This window comes from Pseudomonas sp. RSB 5.4, assembly GCF_037126175.1.
Taxonomy (GTDB): Bacteria; Pseudomonadota; Gammaproteobacteria; order Pseudomonadales; family Pseudomonadaceae; genus Aquipseudomonas; species Aquipseudomonas fluorescens_H.
This window is the reverse complement of sequence record NZ_CP146986.1, coordinates 3,137,522-3,152,704: the sequence shown is the minus strand read 5'-3', so window position 1 is coordinate 3,152,704 and position 15,183 is coordinate 3,137,522. Positions and strand designations below refer to the sequence as shown.

Below are 15,183 nucleotides of genomic sequence, written 5' to 3'. Positions count from 1 at the left end.
GGGTTGAAGTTGAGCAAAACGCCCTTATTTTAAGTGAGCCCCGTCAAAGCGCAGTGCCAGCATCGTGGAATATCGCCACTTTCCTCACCACCGTTTCCGGGTAGAATGCTCGTTCGCATGCGGCCATGAGGGCTGCACGGGCGACTCACGGGGCCGCCCTCCATCCCTTTAGTGTGGAAGATCCTGCCGATATGTTTGCGCCTTTGTTAAAGAAACTTTTTGGAAGCAAGAACGAGCGTGAAGTCAAACGCATGCTCAAGACGGTGCAGCTCGTCAATGCCTTCGAAGAGCAAATGGTGGCCCTTTCGGACGATCAGTTGCGCGCCAAGACCAATGAGTTCAAGGCCCGTATCGCCAAAGGGGAATCCCTCGACAAGCTGTTGCCTGAAGCCTTCGCGGTCGCCCGTGAAGCGGGCAAGCGCGTCATGGGCATGCGCCACTTCGACGTCCAGTTGATCGGCGGCATGACCTTGCATGAAGGCATGATTGCCGAAATGCGTACCGGTGAGGGTAAAACCCTCGTGGCAACCCTGGGCGTTTACCTCAACGCGCTGTCCGGCAAGGGCGTGCACGTTGTGACCGTGAACGACTACCTGGCCCGCCGTGACGCCAACTGGATGCGTCCGCTCTACGAATTCCTCGGCCTGACCGTCGGCGTCGTGACGCCGTTCCAGCCGCCGGAAGAGAAGCGCGCCGCCTACGCTGCCGACATCACCTACGGTACCAACAACGAATTCGGGTTCGACTACCTGCGCGACAACATGGCGTTCAGCATGGAAGAGAAATTCCAGCGCGAACTCAATTTTGCCGTGATCGACGAAGTCGACTCCATCCTCATCGACGAAGCCCGTACCCCGCTGATCATTTCCGGTCAGGCCGAGGACAGTTCCAAGCTGTACATGGAGATCAACAAACTGATCCCGCAGCTGGAACTGCATGTGGAAGAAGTCGAAGGCCAGGTCACCAAGGCCGGTCACTACACCATCGACGAGAAGACCCGTCAGGTCGAACTCAACGAAGCCGGTCACCAGTTCATCGAAGAAATGCTCACCGGCGTCGGCCTGCTGGCCGAAGGCGAGAGCCTGTACTCGGCGCATAACCTGGGCCTGCTGACCCACGTCTACTCGGGTCTGCGTGCGCACAAGCTGTTCCATCGCAACGTCGAATACATCGTGCAGGACGGCCAGGTCGTGCTGGTCGACGAACACACCGGTCGTACCATGCCGGGCCGTCGTCTGTCCGAAGGCCTGCACCAGGCCATCGAAGCCAAGGAAGGTCTGAACATTCAGGCCGAGAGCCAGACTCTGGCTTCGACCACGTTCCAGAACTACTTCCGTCTGTACACCAAGCTGTCCGGCATGACCGGTACCGCCGACACCGAAGCGTTCGAATTCCACCAGATCTATGGCCTGCAGGTCATGGTCATTCCGCCGAACAAGCCGTTGGCGCGTAAAGACTACAACGACCTGGTGTTCCTGACCGCCGAAGAGAAATACGCGGCGATCATCAACGACATCAAGGAAGGCATGGCCCAGGGCCGTCCGATCCTGGTGGGTACCGCGACCATCGAAACTTCCGAGCACGTGTCCAACCTGCTCAGCAAGGAAGGCATCGAGCACAAGGTACTGAACGCCAAGTTCCACGAAAAAGAAGCCGAGATCATCGCGCAAGCCGGTCGTCCGGGCGCCCTGACCATCGCTACCAACATGGCCGGTCGTGGTACCGACATCCTGCTGGGCGGTAACTGGGAAGTGGAAGTCGCGGCGCTGGAAAACCCGAGCCCCGAGCAGATCGCCCAGATCAAGGCCGACTGGCAGAAGCGTCACCAGCAAGTGCTGGAGTCCGGCGGTCTGCAGGTCATCGCCTCCGAGCGTCACGAATCCCGTCGTATCGACAACCAGCTGCGTGGCCGTGCCGGTCGTCAGGGCGACGCCGGTTCCAGCCGCTTCTACCTGTCGCTGGAAGACAGCCTGATGCGCATCTTCGCCTCTGACCGGGTGAAGAACTTCATGAAAGCCCTGGGCATGCAGCCTGGCGAAGCGATCGAGCACCGCATGGTGACCAACGCGATCGAGAAGGCGCAGCGCAAGGTCGAAGGTCGCAACTTCGACATCCGCAAGCAACTGCTCGAGTTCGACGACGTCAACAACGAACAGCGTAAAGTGATTTATCACATGCGTAACACGTTGCTGGCCGCCGACAACATCGGTGAAACCATCGCCGATTTCCGTCAGGACGTGCTCAACGCCACCGTCAGCGCACACATTCCGCCGCAATCGCTGCCAGAGCAATGGGACGTGGCCGGTCTGGAAGCTTCGCTGGAAAGCGACTTCGGGGTGAAACTGCCGATCCAGCAATGGCTCGACGAAGACGATCACCTGTACGAAGAGACGCTGCGCGAGAAGCTGATGGTCGAGCTGATGGCCGCGTACAACGAGAAAGAAGATCAGGCCGGTGCCGAAGCACTGCGCTCGTTCGAGAAGCAGATCGTCCTGCGCGTTCTCGACGACCTGTGGAAAGACCACCTGTCGACCATGGATCACCTGCGTCACGGCATCCACCTGCGTGGCTACGCCCAGAAGAACCCGAAGCAGGAATACAAGCGCGAGTCGTTCACGCTGTTCTCCGAGCTGCTGGATTCGATCAAGCGCGACTCGATCCGTGTGCTGTCGCACGTTCAGGTGCGCCGCGAAGATCCGGAAGCCGAAGAGCAACGCCTGCGTCAGGAAGCCGAAGCACTGGCCGCCCGCATGCAGTTCGAACACGCCGAGGCCCCTGGTCTTGATCAACCGGAAGTGTTGGGTGAAGAGGTCGATGTGGCCCTCGCCACCGCTCCGGTTCGCAACGAGCAGAAGCTGGGCCGCAACGAACTGTGCTACTGCGGTTCGGGCAAGAAATTCAAGCATTGCCACGGGCAGATCCAGTAAACCCCGTTTCAATCGCTGAAATACCCGCGCCGCGACCGGCTCCTGCCGTCGCGGCGTTTTGCCATTTAATCCGCCGCCTTCTTGTCGAAAACAGCAGGAAGCGGTGCTGACATCATTGAGTAAGGAGCGCATTCATGGCTGTTGGTCTTGGTCCTTTGCCAACGTTGCACCCGGTTGCCGGTTTTGAACTCGGTATTGCCTCGGCCGGCATCAAGCGCCCCGGGCGCAAGGATGTGGTAGTGATGCGCTGCGCCGAGGGTTCGACCGTGGCCGGCGTGTTCACGCTGAACGCCTTTTGCGCCGCGCCGGTGATCCTGGCGAAAAAACGTGTGCAGAACGACGTGCGTTACTTGCTGACCAACACCGGTAACGCCAACGCCGGTACCGGTGAGCCAGGCCTGGCGGCTGCCGAGCGCACCACCGCCAGACTCGCCGAGCTGACCGGTGTCGATGCCAGCCAGATCCTGCCGTACTCCACCGGCGTGATCGGCGAGCCACTGCCGGTCGAGAAGATCGAAGGCGCGCTGCAGGCCGCACTGGATGACCTGTCGGAAAACAACTGGGCAGCGGCCGCCACCGGCATCATGACCACCGACACCCTGCCCAAGGGTGCCAGCCGCCAGTTCCAGCATGACGGCGTGACCATCACCGTCACCGGTATCAGCAAAGGCGCAGGCATGATCCGCCCGAACATGGCGACCATGCTCGGCTACATCGCCACCGACGCCAAAGTCTCCCGCGATGTGCTGCACAACCTGATGCTCGACGGTGCGAACAAGTCATTCAACCGCATCACCATCGATGGCGATACTTCGACCAACGACTGCTGCATGCTGATCGCCACCGGCAAGGCTGCGTTGCCGGAAATCACCCGCGCCGAAGGCGAGCTGTTCAACAAGCTGAAACAGGCAGTGTTCGAAGTGTGCATGGACGTGGCCCAGGCCATCGTGCGTGACGGCGAAGGCGCGACCAAGTTCGTCACCGTTGAAGTCAACGGCGGCGGCAATCATCAGGAATGCCTCGACGTCGGTTACACCGTGGCCCACTCGCCGCTGATCAAGACCGCGCTGTTCGCCTCCGACCCGAACTGGGGCCGTATTCTCGCCGCTGTCGGCCGTGCCGGTGTGCCGAATCTGGATGTGAGCAAGATCGACGTGTTCCTCGGCGATGTGTGTATTGCCAGCCGTGGCGCGCGCGCAAGCACCTACACTGAGGCGCAAGGCTCGGCGGTGATGCAGCAGGAAGAGATCACCATCCGTATCGAGCTGGGTCGCGGCGATTGCAGCGAAACCATCTGGACCACCGACCTGTCGCATGAATACGTGAAGATCAACGCCGAGTACCGTACCTGATTTAATCTGAGACCGAGTCGCCGCCATCGCGAGCAGGCAACATCAATGTTGAATGTGCCGGCCTCTTCGCGGGCAAGCCCGCTCCCACAGGGTTCTGCGGTGTACGACAGAAACCATTGTGGGAGCGGGCTTGCCCGCGAACGCGTCGGTCCAGTCACTACAAGTCTTGAAGCTTTCCACTGACGAAAAGGCGCCACACCATGTCCCTGCACCTGATCATCGGCGACAAACTGCTGTCCTCCTGGTCCCTGCGCGCCGCCCTGGCGCTGGAACTGACCGGCGCTCCCTACACCGAAGAACTGATCAAGCTCGGCAAGCCCGATACCCGCGAGCGGCTGCTCAAGCATTCGCCGACGGCCAAGGTGCCGCTGCTGCAAACCTCTCGCGGCACCATTGCCGATTCTCTGGCGATCGCCGAATACCTGGCCGAGCAGTTTCCGTCCGAGCAGCTCTGGCCGAGCGATGTTTATGCCCGTGCCCAGGCGCGGTCCGCCTGCGCGCAGATGCACAGCGGCTTTTTCGCCATGCGCAATCATATGCCGTTCAACCTGAACCACGACGCCCCGCTTGATCCGGTGCCGCCGGAAGTGAAGGTCGATATCGAGCGCATGCTCGCGCTGTGGGCCGAATGCCGCTCGGCGGCCACTGAGCCTGGGCCGTATCTGTTTGGCCGAGTGAGTCTGGCTGACGCGTTCTTCGCACCGATTGCCGTGCGTCTGCGTACCTACCAGGTGCAGTTGCCGGCGGTTGATCAAGCCTATGTTGAAACCGTCTACCAATGGCCCGCCTTCAAGGCGTGGCAGAAGGCTGGACTGGAGGAGTTGAATCCGTGAAACGCGTACACGTCGCGGCTGCCGTCATTCGTGACGACAGCGGCAAAATCCTCATCGCCCGCCGTGCCGACACCCAGCATCAGGGTGGCCTGTGGGAATTTCCCGGCGGCAAGGTCGAGGCTGACGAATCCGTCGAAAGCGCCCTGGCCCGCGAGCTGCAGGAAGAGCTGGGCATTGTTGTCGGCGCGGCTCGTCCACTGATCAAGGTTCGCCACGATTACCCGGACAAACAGGTGTTGCTGGATGTCTGGGAAGTCTCCCGGTTTACCGGTGAGCCGCACGGTGCCGAGGGCCAGCCACTGGCCTGGGTAACCGCCAAGGATCTGCTGAACTATGAGTTTCCGGCGGCCAATCAGCCGATCGTTGCCGCAGCGCGCCTTCCCGCTGAATACCTGATCACCCCGGAAGATCTGGAAGCCCCGGCCTTGCTGCGCGGCATCCAGAAGGCGATTGCCGGCGGGATCAAGCTGATCCAGTTGCGCGCGCCGAACGGTTATGACCCCAAATACCGCGATCTGGCGGTGGATGCCGTCGGCCTCTGCGCCGGCAAGGCGCAGTTGATGATCAAGGGGCCGTTCGAATGGCTCGGCGATTTCCCGTCTGCCGGTTGGCACATCACCGCCGCGCAATTGCGCAAATACGCCGCAGCGGGCCGGCCGTTACCGGCAGAGCGCTGGTTGGCGGCGTCCTGCCATAACGCTGAAGAGCTGGCGCTGGCCGAGCAGATGGGCGTGGATTTCGTCACGCTGTCGCCGGTTCAGCCGACCTTGACCCACCCGGATGCGCAGCCGTTGGGCTGGGAGCAGGCTTCGACGTTGATTGAGGGCTTTGGCAAGCCGGTGTTCTTGCTTGGTGGCGTTGGCCCGGCGGAGCGTGAGAAGGCTTGGAGTGTTGGGGCTCAGGGTGTGGCGGGGATTCGGGCGTTCTGGCCTGATTCTGTTTAAAGGCTACCGGCCTCATCGCGAGCAGGCTCACTCCTACAGTTGACCGCGTTCCAACTGAAGTAACGCGGTCAACTGTGGGAGCGGGCTTGCTCGCGAAGGCGTCCGTTCAGGCGCTAGATTTCTAAAGGTTTTGCAGCAGGTTGCCACAAAATCTCCGCCACCCTCTGCCGCCGCGCAATCAACCGCGCTGCCACAAACAACAAGTCCGACAACCGATTGATGTACGCCAGACCAACCCCGGCCAACGGCTCGAGCGCGTTCAAATGCTGACAACGCCGCTCGGCACTGCGCGCCAGACTGCGGCACACATGGGCCTGGGCAATCAGCAGCGAACCGCCGGGCAGAATGAAATTCTCCAGCGGCCCCAATTCCTCATTCCACACATCAATCGCCGCTTCCAGGCGCTCGATTTCCGCCGCGTTCAGCGCCTGATACTCAGGCATTGCCAGCTCACCCCCCAGGTCGAACAAGCGGTGCTGGCAAGGCGCGAGCACGTCGATCAGCTCATTCAATCCCGGAAACGCCTCGCGCTCGGCGATCAGCCCGGCCAGCAGCACGCCGACCTGACTGTTCAGCGTATCGACCTCGCCAATCGCTTCGATGCGCGGGTGATCCTTGGGCACGCGGCGGCCATCGCCCAGGCCGGTTTCGCCGGTATCGCCAGTGCGGGTGTAGATCTTCGACAAGCGAAAGCCCATGGGTTACCTCTGTAGTTGATTGGTTTCGGCGGCAATGGCCGCCGGTTGTGCCAGCGGCAGGCGCAGGGTGAAGCAGGTGCCCTGACCGGGCGCCGATTGCACTTCCATCTGGCCTTTGTGGTTGTTGGTGATGATGAAGTACGACACCGACAGCCCAAGGCCGGTGCCCTGGCCGATTTCCTTGGTGGTGAAGAACGGCTCGAAGGTGCGCTTGCGCACGCTCTCGCTCATGCCGATGCCGTTGTCCTCGACCTGAATCTCGGCCCATGGCGGGTTCAGTTTGGTGCGCAAAATGATCCGCCCCGGCTCACTGTCGTCTTCGCGCTGGTGAATGGCTTGCGCGGCGTTTTTCAGCAGATTGAGCAACACTTGTTCCAGTTCGTTGGCGGTGCCCGGCACCGGGCCGAGCGCCGGGTCGAACTGGCGGATGATCGCCTGGCCCTTGAAGTCGAAACCGATCGCCAGATCGAAGTCGTTGCCGGCAATTTCTACAGCCTGATCGATCAGCGCGGGCAGATCGCACGGGGCCATTTGCCGGGTGCTGCGGCGGCTGAAGCTGAGCATGTGCGTGACGATTTTTGCCGCGCGGGCACCGGCCTGCTGGATGCCATCGAGCAATTTCGGTACTTCGCGGCTTTGCAGGTATCGGTTGACCGTGTCCAGTTCGATGCCGAGCTGTTCGGCGGTTTCGAGGTTCTTCGGCAGATCCGCCGACAGCCGCCGGCGAATGTTCTGCACGTTGTGCAGGATCGCGCCCAGCGGGTTGTTGATCTCATGGGCCATGCCGGCGGCGAGGCCGCCGACCGAGAGCATTTTTTCCGACTGCACCATCATTTCTTCCAGCGACAGGCGCTGGGTGATGTCGTCGATACGGATCACCACACCACGCCCGGCACCGCCCATCAGCGGGTAAAAGGTCAGGGCGTAGTGTTTGGGTTCGTCATCCTTGAACCAGGTCACCCGTTCGATCTTCGCCACGGTGTGTTCTTCGACCGTTTGCTTCAGTTGTGGCAGAAACGGCTTGAGCGGTTCGAAGGCGAGGAAGATCGGCTGGTTCAGCGCCTCATCCAGGCGCGTCCCGGAGAGGGCGCTGGCCTCCTGGTTCCATTGGGTCACGTAGAGCTGCTCATCGAGAGCGATCAGCGCCGAGGGCATGGAGTCGATGATGCTGTTGAGGTAGTTCTGGAAACCGGTGAGCTTCTTCTCGATCTTGCTGCGCACCTGGACTTCCAGTTCCAGCTTGCGGTTGGTGTGGCGGGTTTCCTCAGCCAGACCTTGAGCCTGATCGTAAGCTGCCTGCGAGTCGTCGCGGGCACGCTTGAGCTGCTGCTCGCGGGCTTCGATGCGCGAGAGCATGGTGTTGAACGCTTCGGCGAGGCTGCCGATCTCGTCGTGGTTACCGCGTGAAGCGCGCAGGGCGTAGTTTTCTTCGCGAGTGACCTGCCGCGACAGCTCTTCCAGCTCATGGATCGGGCGGGTGATCAGGCGTTTGATCTGCCGCGCAATCACCAGCCACAGCAGCACACTGAAAATCAGGATGCCGAGACTGGCGGTCAGGGTACCGGTGTAGAACGCCATCGGCAGTTCACTGCTGGCGACCAGCAGCAGATGCCCAGGCGCGGTGCCGGGGCGGGGCAGGGTGATCAATTGGTTGCTGCGAAACTCGGTGAGTTGCCAGGCTTCGACGTGCCGAAAGCGCTCCGGCAGATTGAGTTTTTCGCCACGCTGCACCTGGGCGATCCGGTCACCCTTGCCGTCGTACAAAGCCGCTGCGCGCAGCGGCGAATAACTGTCGAGTTCCTTGAGCAGGCGTTCGGCGCTTTGCGGCGACTCGAGGGCTTGCGACACCAGGCTCGGGTTGGACACCAGTCGGCCTATGGTCTGCAGGGCCTGTGGCGCCATGCTTTCCTGGGAGATGTAATAGGCGGCGCTGATAAAGGTCAGGTTGGCGACCAGCAGGACGGTGGTCAACAACACCAGCAGGGCGGCCAGCAGTTTCTGGCCGACCGGCAGGTTTTCAAGGCGCTGGCGCAATGGCATCAGGTTTATCACGGCAAAGGAACAAGTGGGCAGCGTAGCCGCTGCTCAGTCGCTGGGCAATCCAAGGCTGTGCAGATGGCTGACCAGACGCTGCTGCAATTGATTGAGGTGCGGCAGGTTCAACTGGTGACGGGTGGCGACTTTGCAGGCGTGGCCCAGCAGGTAACTGATTTCGGTGCGGCGCTGGTTGGCCACGTCCTGATACATCGACGAGTAATTGGCTGCGGTGGCGTGGATCACCCGCTCGACTTCCTGTTGCAGATTGACCGCCGCGGCCGGTTGACCGCAGTGCTCCAGCAACTCGGCCAGCTCGTTGCACAGCGTGGCGACTTCGCATTGATGCTGCTCCAGCCCGCCGTTACGGCAATCGTGGAGCACGGTCAGCGGATTGATCGCGCAATTGAGCGCCAGTTTGCGCCACAGCCGGGTGAGGATGTCGGTGCTCCACTCATGGGGGATTTTCGCCGCATCAAGATCGTCCAGCCAGATTGGCGCTACCGGATGGCTGGCATCGCCCAGCCAGGTGAAACCGTGGCCGGCAAACACCACGCGCCAGTCGCCGTCGCGGAACGCGCCTTCGGTGCTGGAAGCGCTGATGCAGCGTGCCTGCGGTACCTGCGCTGCGACGGCGTCCTGACTGCCGAGGCCGTTCTGCAACAGGATCAGCTCGGCATCTGCGCTCAGGCGCGGGGCGAGGCGGGCGACCGCGCTCTCGGCGTCATAGGCCTTGCAGGCGACCAGCAGGCGGCGGATCGGCTCCGGGGCGTCCGCCGTTTGCGCGGGGACGGCATAGGTCGTGGCTGCGCCGTGTTCGACCAGCGTCAGACCGCCGGCCGCCTGATAGCTGCGCAAGCGCTCGGCATCCCGCACGATCAGCCGCACCGGCAGCCCGGCCCGGGCCAGACGCGTGGCCCACAGGGTGCCGAGGCTGCCGGCGCCGAGAACGTGCCAGGGGGTGGACATCAGTTTTTCACTCGGTAAGGTACTGGCATGCAAGGCTCGCCGTATCGGTGGGAAAAGACCCGTTATAATGAGCCGGATTTTAACCGCAAGCCAAGCGCGCTCCATCCTGATCGAGCGCGCCTTTTTATTGGAGAGACTACATGCCGTCGTTCGACGTGGTATCCGAACTGGACAAACACGAGCTGACCAACGCGGTCGAGAACGCCGTGAAGGAACTCGATCGTCGCTATGACCTGAAAGGCAAAGGCAGCTTCGAGTTCAAGGAAAAGGACCTGACCGTCAACCTGACCGCTGAAGCCGGGTTCCAGCTGGAAGCGATGATCGAGATCCTGAAGCTGGCCCTGACCAAGCGCAAGATCGATGTGCAGTGCCTTGAAGTAAAAGACGCTTACGCCTCGGGCAAGCTGATGAAGCAGGACGCGATCCTCAAGGAAGGCATCGACAAGGAGCTGGCGAAGAAGATCGTCGCTCACATCAAGGACGCCAAGCTCAAGGTACAGGCCGCCATTCAGGGCGAGCAGGTGCGTGTGACCGGCAAGAAGCGCGATGACCTGCAGGAAGCCATCGCGGCCCTGCGCGCCAAGGAATTCGGCATGCCATTGCAGTTCAACAACTTCCGCGACTAAGTCCGGTCAGATGGCTGTGGGAGCGGGCTTGCTCGCGAAAGCGGTGTGTCAGGCAACTCATTGTTGAATGACACACCGCTTTCGCGAGCAAGCCCGCTCCCACTTTTAATTTGTGTACAGCCCCGGGTAGCCGGACATCAGGAGATGGAAGATGGATTTGAATGCAGAGGTAGACAACCTGGTCAAGGCGTCCCAGGCGTGGATTCCGATGATCATGGAATACGGCAGTCGCGTGCTGCTGGCAGTGATTACCCTGGCCATCGGCTGGTGGCTGATCAACAAGGTCACGCAAAAGCTCGGCGGTCTGCTGGCCCTGCGCAATGCCGACCTGGCACTGCAAGGCTTCATCAGCAGCCTGGCGAACATCATTCTCAAGGTGCTGCTGATCGTCAGCGTGGCCTCGATGATCGGTGTCGAAACCACCTCGTTCGTCGCCGCGATTGGTGCTGCGGGTCTGGCGATCGGCCTGGCATTGCAGGGCAGTCTGGCGAACTTCGCCGGCGGCGTGTTGATTCTGCTGTTCCGTCCGTTCCGTATCGGTGACTGGATCGAAGCGCAAGGCGTGGCGGGTACGGTCGACAGCATCCAGATTTTCCACACCGTGCTGCGTACCGGTGACAACAAGACCATCATTGTCCCGAACGGCAATCTGTCGAACGGCATCATCACCAACACCAACCGTCAACCAACCCGCAAAGTGGTGTTTGACGTGGGTGTGGATTACGAAGCGGATCTGCAAAAGGCGCGTCAGGTGCTGCTGGATCTGGCCAAGGACGATCGCATTCTGCAGGACCCTGCGCCACAAGCGGTCATTTCGACTCTGGGTGACAGTTCGATCACTGTGTCCCTGCGTGTGTGGGTTAAAACTGCAGACTATTGGGATGTGATGTTCATGTTTAATGAACAGTCGCGTGATCGTTTGAAGACAGCCGGTATTGATATTCCGTTTCCACAGCGGGTGATTCGTGTGGTTCAGGAATCCGCGGTGTAATGATAGGTTGCTAATTAAATGCCTGACTTGTTGGTCAGGCATTTATTACAAGTGACAGGCAATAAAAAAGGCCCATCCGAAGATGGGCCTTTTTTTATGCTTCCAAACTAACCACTGACAATTACAGGATGTTCAGTGGGTATTCGGTGATCAGGCGGAACTCGTTGATATTGCCTTCAGCCTGGTCGGTGTTGCCACGGTGCCATGCCTGACGGATACGGAAGGACAGATCTTTGGCCGGGCCGGTCTGAACTACGTACTTGGCTTCAAGGTTGGTTTCGTGATGTTTGCCATCTTCACCGTAACCGTACGAACGGTATGGGCTGTCAATCGCCATTTTGTCGCCGTCGATATCCCAGCCTTTAACATAGCGAGCCATGAAGCTCAGACCCGGTACGCCGTACTCGGCCATTTTCAGGTCGTAACGAACTTGTGCAGACTTCTCGTTCGGACCGTTGAAGTCGGAGTACTGGACGGAGTTGGCCAGGAAGATCGAATCGCCACCGCGGTTGTTGTCACCCACACCGACGTAGTCGAATGGCGTGTCACCGTGAACCTTCTGGAAGGCCAGGGTAACGGTATGAGCTTTCAGGAACGAGAGCGCAGTCGCCAAGGAGAACGTGGTGTTGTTGATGTCGCCGGCATTGGACTTACCAGTGTCGGTGGTGCGGTAGATGTTGAAGTCGGTGTTCAGCGAAGTATCACCACTGATCGGGGTGGTGAGGTTCACGTTGGAGTAGTACTGGTTCCAGATGTCCTTGAACTTCGAACCGTAGAGCGACACGCTCAGGTTGTCGGTTATGCCGTACTTGCCGCCGGCGAAGTCCATGGTCTTGCCGGTAACAGGGTTACGGGTGGTGCTGGAGTATTGCGAGTGCAGTTCGCCGTCGCTGTTCATCTCGTCCTGGCTGGAGGCCGAGTAGAAGTGACCTGCTTCCAGATCCAGGTTCTGGACTTCGCTGCTCTGCAGTTGGAAGCCGGTAGCGGTCTGAGGAATCAGACGCGAGCCGCCGACAGCGAATACTGGAGAGGTGCTTGGCTGGAACTCACCGAATTTCAACTCGGTTTTGGAGATGCGGGCCTTGATTGCTGCACCGGCTTTGCCCAAGTTGTTCTGGACGCGGCCCTGGGAGTCGACGCTGGTGTTGCCCGAACCGACAGTGCCGTCGCCGCCATCCAGCTTGATGCCCAGGTAACCAAATGCATCAACACCAACACCGACAGTACCTTGGGTGTAGCCAGAGCTGAAGTTGCCCAGGAAACCCTGTGTCCAGTCGATCTGATCATTGGCTTCGTCTTTCTTGTCGCGGTTGAAGTAGTAGTTCTTCAACGTTTCGGTGAGTTTTGCATCTTCAACGAAACCTTTGGCTTCTGCCTGGTCACTAACAAACGGGGCGGCCGTAGCCAATTGAGTGCTGGCTGCTGCTGCAACAGCCAGTGCGATTGTGCTCCACTTCATCACGCGCATCGTGATTTGCTCCTTTGGTTTTAGAAGAGTACTGCCGTCCCACCTGTTTTATTATCTGGGCGGCTCTTTCTTTTTGTGTCGGCGCAAACTTATATCACGCCGACAATGTTGGCGATACTTGCTCATACAACCTTTCATGATCTTTACGACGACGTCGCAAACAGCTGGGTTGATGTCGCAAATTCACGTTACCCATGCAGCCGGGCTGACAACTTTATCGCTGTTTCTGGGCCTTTTTGCATCGGTAAAAAAGAGTCCCTGGCAAAACACTTGAATCTCCATTGGGGCAACCCTGCCACCGTATTGGTTGGTCTCCAGCTGCCACTTCCGGTGGCGCGCTTATAGACCATGTGTGTACTGATGCAACAAGCGTGCACAAAGTGCAGGGTTGCCACGTTTATTTTTCTGAACACCTGCCTGTAGCCGTAAAAACCGCATAAAAACGGGGGTTCAAGCCCTTTTGTATCAGGGGCTTGACGCATACCTTTGCATCGTGTTGTCACGTTCGCATGGCGGCGTGACAACCAAAAACGTTACCGGTTCACCCCGTCAGTGAGTATTTGGCGGATGCCCGACGCACTCAGCGTAGACGCACTGTGCGGTTTTGGTGCAAAAAATTTACAGGCTGTACCGGATTCATACAGCTTGCGGTGAGTCTGTCACCGGATGGCCAAGGCTGTTTCAGCTAGTTGCTCGCGTTCGAGGCCGGTTCAGGCTCCGGGATGGTGCACATTCTTTGTAGTTGTCTCTTGTCAGGGCTGTGGTGGCCTGGTCGAGTGCACTCATCGTGAAGCCCGGCGCATTCGCAGGTATGCTGCCTGCCTGTCGCTTGGTGCGTTGCCTGTCTGGGTGGCCGCTAAGCTGAATATGTAGATCAGCCGGGAGTGCACGCAGTGTTTGCTTTAGATTCACGACTTCAACAGGACACCCTGACCATCGGCGACTTCCCGCTCTGCCGACTGCTGCTGTCCAACGACGCCAATTACCCGTGGTTCATCCTGGTGCCTCGTCGCGACGATATCAGTGAGTTGTTTCAGTTGGATGTCGCCGACCAGCAGCAGTTGTGGCAGGAAACCACGGCGCTGGCCGAGCTGCTCAAGGACCTGTTCGATGCCGACAAGCTGAACGTCGCTACCCTGGGCAACGTTGTCAGCCAGCTGCATATGCATGTGATCGTGCGCAAGCGTGACGATGCGGCATGGCCAGCGCCGGTCTGGGGCAAACACCCGGCCAAAACCTATGGCGCCGAGGAGGTTGCGGCCATCCGTGAACGGCTGCGCCTGGTGCTGACTGAGCACTTCACGTTTCTGGAGGATTGAGCGATGAGCCTTGAAGAGCGCGTTACCGATCTGGAAAGCCGCCTGGCCTTTCAGGATGACACCATTCAGGCGTTGAACGACGAACTGGTGGCGCAGCAGCGCGTGATCGAGCGCCTGCAACTGCAAATGGCTGCGGTACTCAAGCGTCAGGAAGAAATGGTTGGGCAGTTCGATGCTTTCGAGGAAGAGGCCCCACCGCCACACTACTGATGTCGACGCTTTTGTAACGGCGTAAAAAAACCGCGATCAGCCAGGCTGCTCGCGGTTTTTTCTTGCCTTGGATCAGCGACGCGGCAGGGCGGCGATCACATCCTCGGCTTGCAGGCCTTTATCCCGGTTCATCACCGAGAACTCAACGCGCTGGCCTTCGACCAGTACCCGGTGGCCTTCGCCACGGATTGCACGAAAGTGCACGAAAATATCATCGCCGGAATCCCGGGAGATAAAGCCGAAGCCTTTGGACGTGTTGAACCACTTGACGGTACCGGTATCGCGGTTGCTCATGTCATAGCTGACAGGTGCGGCAGCCGGTGAAGATTTGTAGAAGCTCACGGCCAGGTGCACAACCACGGCAACCAGGGCGATCACCAGGCTGAACAACACTGCCGGTTGACCGGCGATGACAGGCATCGGTGCGATCAGGGTCAGGGTTTGCAGGACGACAGTCAGCACGAGAAGAGCGCTGACCAGATTTTGCAGATGCTGGCGCGGGCCTTTGTTCCAGTAAGGGATCACTGGAGCGATGACCAGGTTCAGCAGGCCGAAAAAGGCCAGGTAAAGTGCATCGGGTTGTTGCAGGTAAGGAACGGCTTCGGATTTCAAGCTAGGTATGAACGACAGCAGCAAGGCCGCTGCGCCCATTAGCAGGTGGACGATTTTCAACATTTTGATTGGCTCACGTTATGACGGCTCACAAGGAAGAGCTGAAGGCGCACGGTTCGCTTCGGAACAATAAAGAGGCGTTGGACACGTGCCCGGCATCAGCCTATGCACGACACCCCTGAAAAATGGGGCGTAGCGAC

General features: G+C 59.6%; 13 protein-coding genes. 8 read left to right on the top strand and 5 right to left on the bottom strand.

From position 1 onward, the window contains the following. Positions 1-191: 191 nt before the first annotated feature. The 4 genes from secA to V9L13_RS14225 all read left to right on the top strand — a co-directional run bounded on the left by secA (position 192) and on the right by V9L13_RS14225 (position 6,056). On the top strand, positions 192-2,927 hold the full coding sequence (gene secA / locus V9L13_RS14240) for a preprotein translocase subunit SecA (protein ID WP_338799845.1): 2,736 nt from the start codon (positions 192-194) through the stop codon (positions 2,925-2,927). A 134-nt stretch (positions 2,928-3,061) separates the two neighbouring features. Continuing rightward, positions 3,062-4,279, top strand: a complete 1,218-nt coding sequence (gene argJ, locus V9L13_RS14235) for a bifunctional glutamate N-acetyltransferase/amino-acid acetyltransferase ArgJ (RefSeq protein ID WP_338799844.1) — start codon at positions 3,062-3,064, stop codon at positions 4,277-4,279. Positions 4,280-4,479: 200 nt separating this feature from the next. After that, on the top strand, positions 4,480-5,112 hold the full coding sequence (locus V9L13_RS14230; protein ID WP_338799843.1) for a glutathione S-transferase family protein: 633 nt from the start codon (positions 4,480-4,482) through the stop codon (positions 5,110-5,112). Then, positions 5,109-6,056: a Nudix family hydrolase gene (locus V9L13_RS14225; RefSeq protein ID WP_201136742.1), complete on the top strand. Its 948-nt coding sequence runs from the start codon at positions 5,109-5,111 to the stop codon at positions 6,054-6,056. Before V9L13_RS14230 ends, V9L13_RS14225 begins: the two co-directional genes overlap by 4 nt. Positions 6,057-6,169: 113 nt before the next feature. Here the strand turns inward: V9L13_RS14225 and V9L13_RS14220 are convergent, their stop codons facing one another. Genes V9L13_RS14220 through V9L13_RS14210 form a run of 3 tightly spaced genes read right to left on the bottom strand, consistent with a single transcriptional unit; the run spans position 6,170 to position 9,757 of the window. Further along, positions 6,170-6,754 carry a cob(I)yrinic acid a,c-diamide adenosyltransferase gene (locus tag V9L13_RS14220; protein ID WP_338799842.1) on the bottom strand — a complete coding sequence of 195 codons (585 nt, stop codon included), beginning with the start codon at positions 6,752-6,754 and terminating at the stop codon, positions 6,170-6,172. A 3-nt stretch (positions 6,755-6,757) separates the two neighbouring features. Beyond that, positions 6,758-8,794 carry a HAMP domain-containing sensor histidine kinase gene (locus tag V9L13_RS14215; protein ID WP_103520146.1) on the bottom strand — a complete coding sequence of 679 codons (2,037 nt, stop codon included), beginning with the start codon at positions 8,792-8,794 and terminating at the stop codon, positions 6,758-6,760. A 45-nt stretch (positions 8,795-8,839) separates the two neighbouring features. Continuing rightward, entirely contained in the window at positions 8,840-9,757 is a 918-nt protein-coding gene (locus tag V9L13_RS14210) for a putative 2-dehydropantoate 2-reductase (protein WP_338799841.1), read from the bottom strand. Between the two features lie 140 nt (positions 9,758-9,897). On the opposite strand from V9L13_RS14210, the gene V9L13_RS14205 reads away from it, so the two are divergent. Both V9L13_RS14205 and V9L13_RS14200 read left to right on the top strand, forming a co-directional pair. Next, positions 9,898-10,383 carry a YajQ family cyclic di-GMP-binding protein gene (locus V9L13_RS14205; protein ID WP_003227548.1) on the top strand — a complete coding sequence of 162 codons (486 nt, stop codon included), beginning with the start codon at positions 9,898-9,900 and terminating at the stop codon, positions 10,381-10,383. Between the two features lie 151 nt (positions 10,384-10,534). Continuing rightward, positions 10,535-11,374, top strand: a complete 840-nt coding sequence (locus V9L13_RS14200; protein WP_003227546.1) for a mechanosensitive ion channel domain-containing protein — start codon at positions 10,535-10,537, stop codon at positions 11,372-11,374. Between the two features lie 121 nt (positions 11,375-11,495). Here V9L13_RS14200 and V9L13_RS14195 read toward each other — a convergent pair whose 3' ends face one another. Continuing rightward, positions 11,496-12,842: an OprD family porin gene (locus tag V9L13_RS14195; RefSeq protein ID WP_338799840.1), complete on the bottom strand. Its 1,347-nt coding sequence runs from the start codon at positions 12,840-12,842 to the stop codon at positions 11,496-11,498. Positions 12,843-13,735: 893 nt separating this feature from the next. On the opposite strand from V9L13_RS14195, the gene V9L13_RS14190 reads away from it, so the two are divergent. Both V9L13_RS14190 and V9L13_RS14185 read left to right on the top strand, forming a co-directional pair. Beyond that, the gene (locus V9L13_RS14190) at positions 13,736-14,161 is read left to right on the top strand and encodes an HIT domain-containing protein (protein ID WP_338799839.1); all 426 of its coding nucleotides are present in this window, start codon (positions 13,736-13,738) and stop codon (positions 14,159-14,161) included. A 3-nt stretch (positions 14,162-14,164) separates the two neighbouring features. After that, positions 14,165-14,371 carry a SlyX family protein gene (locus V9L13_RS14185; protein WP_003227541.1) on the top strand — a complete coding sequence of 69 codons (207 nt, stop codon included), beginning with the start codon at positions 14,165-14,167 and terminating at the stop codon, positions 14,369-14,371. A gap of 72 nt (positions 14,372-14,443) precedes the next feature. Here the strand turns inward: V9L13_RS14185 and V9L13_RS14180 are convergent, their stop codons facing one another. Continuing rightward, complete coding sequence (locus tag V9L13_RS14180) at positions 14,444-15,046, bottom strand: cold-shock protein (protein ID WP_003227539.1); 603 nt, start codon at positions 15,044-15,046, stop codon at positions 14,444-14,446. Positions 15,047-15,183: the final 137 nt, after the last annotated feature.

Bases quoted from the DNA above. Each gene is read 5' to 3' on its own strand.
- argJ (WP_338799844.1), top strand. From the start codon at position 3,062: ATGGCTGTTGGTCTTGGTCCTTTGCCAACGTTGCACCCGGTTGCCGGT.
- V9L13_RS14220 (WP_338799842.1), bottom strand. From the start codon at position 6,754: ATGGGCTTTCGCTTGTCGAAGATCTACACCCGCACTGGCGATACCGGC.
- secA (WP_338799845.1), top strand. From the start codon at position 192: ATGTTTGCGCCTTTGTTAAAGAAACTTTTTGGAAGCAAGAACGAGCGT.
- V9L13_RS14205 (WP_003227548.1), top strand. From the start codon at position 9,898: ATGCCGTCGTTCGACGTGGTATCCGAACTGGACAAACACGAGCTGACC.
- V9L13_RS14185 (WP_003227541.1), top strand. From the start codon at position 14,165: ATGAGCCTTGAAGAGCGCGTTACCGATCTGGAAAGCCGCCTGGCCTTT.
- V9L13_RS14210 (WP_338799841.1), bottom strand. From the start codon at position 9,757: ATGTCCACCCCCTGGCACGTTCTCGGCGCCGGCAGCCTCGGCACCCTG.
- V9L13_RS14200 (WP_003227546.1), top strand. From the start codon at position 10,535: ATGGATTTGAATGCAGAGGTAGACAACCTGGTCAAGGCGTCCCAGGCG.
- V9L13_RS14215 (WP_103520146.1), bottom strand. From the start codon at position 8,794: ATGCCATTGCGCCAGCGCCTTGAAAACCTGCCGGTCGGCCAGAAACTG.
- V9L13_RS14180 (WP_003227539.1), bottom strand. From the start codon at position 15,046: ATGTTGAAAATCGTCCACCTGCTAATGGGCGCAGCGGCCTTGCTGCTG.
- V9L13_RS14195 (WP_338799840.1), bottom strand. From the start codon at position 12,842: ATGCGCGTGATGAAGTGGAGCACAATCGCACTGGCTGTTGCAGCAGCA.
- V9L13_RS14230 (WP_338799843.1), top strand. From the start codon at position 4,480: ATGTCCCTGCACCTGATCATCGGCGACAAACTGCTGTCCTCCTGGTCC.